A 2,775-nucleotide genomic window follows, 5' to 3' on the forward strand; every position below is an offset into this window, starting at 1 on the left:
CAAAGGTTTCATTCTATTTTACCTTTCTTTTTTATACCCCTTGACAATTTGCACTTTTTCTTAACTTGTCACAAATGTGCCTGAGCTCATTCCCCTTTTTCAGACCTGAATCCTTACAAATTTAAAACCTCTAATTATAACATATATCTTTTTTGCAAGAGGTCTATTAAATAGAGAAGGATTTTTATGGTGTGAGCCGTCTGAAATTAGTCAACAAGCATTATCACTCATATTTTTAACTTTTCCCGCAATTTTATTTGAAAAAGTATTTAAAGAATTACTACCTCATCTTCGACGAAAATGGTTAACCAGAAAATCGAGACCACTACCGGATAGCGTACAATTTGCCTTAAAACCCACATTCCGCACTTCTGGCTTTGATGACTAAGGTTTTTCATACATTCACCGTATGAAAAATATCTGTGCCTACGTTTTCTATTTTGAGTATCATTATTGTCGGATTTTGCCGATACATAAAAAATTTGAATTTACAAATATTTCCTAATACATTGATTTTGGAACTTCTGAACCAATTTCCCATAAATTAGACATTAAAATTATGAAAACCTGATTGTTGTCTTGCTAATTTTTTGGATTTATTCAACAATATTCTCAGGTTTATTTGGGTCTTTATCCATCTTCAACTATTAAATAATATTGACCGCAAACCTTTCCTAAATAATTTAATATATCCTGACGTTCTTTTGTTAAATTGCTCACCTGTTCGGCTCCATTTAGACTGACTAAGTGTACGGCCTGAAACATCTGAAATACCCACCGCATTGTCGGTTTATTTGTTAATTTCTTGACCTGGTTCCTGATGCTGGCATTTGCTGATGCTAATTCTTGCCTCAACTTTCTTTGCGCTAGGTTATATACTAGCAAACATACTCCCATTATCATGGCAATTGCTTCTACTCTCTCCGGCTTTTTCACGAATACGCTTGATGTGAAAAACAATGGGTCTTTTAAAAATCTAAATCCTCTTTCGTTACTTTGTTGATTTTTGTATTCTTCTAATATTTGCTCGTTGGTTATTTCGTTTTTGTCTAAAATATTTGTGGCTAATATAAATCTCCCTGCTTTGATTTTTTCGGCTGATATTACTTCTGGTCTGGTTTCTATTTTCCCGGTTATTTGATATTCTATTTTGTCTGCTTTACTAGCTGTATTAGTCTGTCTTTTTAATTTCTTCCTGCCTTTTTCTTGGCATTCTATTTCTGTAATTTGGTAATATTTCCATGTATCTGATAATTTTTTTATGGCGGTTTCTGCGTCGGCTTTACAGGCAAACCCTTGCTGGGAAAGCTTGCGTAGTGACGTTTTGGCGCTTTCTTGTTGTTTATTTACTTGTTTGTCTATCTGTTTGATGCTTGCTTTTTTTCTGAGTTCACTTTCTATGACTAACCATCTTTGTTGAATGTTTCCATATTCGCTGCTTCTTTCTGCTATTTTATATCCTTTTTTTGAGCTTGCTTTCCATTCACTTTCTTTGATGTCTGAGATTTTATCTTGGGCTGATTTTATGCTGAGTGGAACTCTTGTTATCCATTTGATTCCTGTCATTGCTGATAGGTTATCTTTGGTGTATAAGGCGCTGTCTGCTACGCAGATTCCTTCAAATGTCCACTGTTTTTTGAATTATTTTAGTCTTGATACGAATACGCTTTTGTCGTCGATGTTTCCTGAATCTATTTTTAAATATAGTGGTATGTCTCCGTCTCCTGTTACAATCATGTCTATGATAAATTGTTTGAGGTCGGGTCGATGGTCTCGGGAGTATCCGTGTACTATTTCTATTGGTTTCATTTCGGATGTTTCTGGTTCTGCTTCTTTTTCTGTTTGATTGGTCTTTTTGACTTCGTTTTTATATTCTCCTTGTACGTACATTGAACTTCCATCTAAATGGATGCTGTTCATTTTTACTTGGGATTTATGGGCAGCTTTTATGGCGATTTCTGTGAAGATTTTTGTGGTTCCTGTTTGATAATATTTGTCTAATACTCTTCCGAGTCTGTCGTCGTTTAAATGTTCGGGTAGTATTCCCTTTCCGATTAAATGTTCAGTTGCTTTTCCTGCAAAAAATTCCTCGAATATGTATAATGGGGCGCTTAAAAAGCCTAATCCATTCAAAATCATTGCTTTCATGACTTGTCCTGGGCTGAGTTTTTCTTGGGTTGTTATTCCTACTATTTTATTGACTTCTTCTACTAATTCCATCTCGTCTATTATGCCTGCTACTATTCCTAGATGATCCAAATTTAGCACTTTTATGGCTTCTTGATGCTCATTCATGGTTTTTCCCTCTTTGACCCTAACCCGTTCATCTTAACTTAAAAAAGCTTGAAGTGGTTGCCCAGCAATCACTTCAAGCTTACATTTTTCAATTTTATAACCATCAATTATGTTTAAAGACCTGCGGAATGTGGGATCAAATATTGAATTTGCTTGTGACCCACATTCCGCAGATGTGGGTTGGATTTTTTTTACCAGTTGTGAAAACTGGGAACCCAAAAACTTTTGGGTTGAACCTATGCGGTTTTAGGGTTACAGATACTTGTCAAATTTACCTAAACTAAGTAAGTTGAAATCATTGACTTTTTCTATAGCCTTTCTCAGAAAGATGAGGTACAATAACAGCAGTGTGTAAACCAGTTAAAAATATTTGTAAGGATTCAGGTCTGAAAAAGGGGAATGAGCTCAGGCATAGCCAAGTCACAAGAATGGGCAGAAATAGCCTCACGGAAAAAAGTCATTACTGAGCGAGCTTGAAAA

The 2,775-nt window shown here is 35.3% G+C and carries 2 pseudogenes; one reads left to right on the forward strand and one right to left on the reverse strand.

Features of this window, described 5'->3' with window-relative positions:
- Nucleotides 1–163: 163 nt before the first annotated feature.
- Nucleotides 164–352: pseudogene (locus tag QUA43_RS30565) on the forward strand (IS4 family transposase); the annotation flags it as partial.
- A 278-nt stretch (nt 353–630) separates the two neighbouring features.
- On the opposite strand, the pseudogene QUA43_RS30570 reads toward QUA43_RS30565, so the two are convergent.
- Nucleotides 631–2,295 (reverse strand): annotated as a pseudogene (locus QUA43_RS30570) (IS1634 family transposase).
- Nucleotides 2,296–2,775 lie beyond the last annotated feature (480 nt).

The sequence above is a fragment of the Microcoleus sp. N9_B4 genome (genome assembly GCF_036701635.1).
In the GTDB taxonomy this organism is placed as follows: Bacteria; Cyanobacteriota; Cyanobacteriia; order Cyanobacteriales; family Microcoleaceae; genus Microcoleus.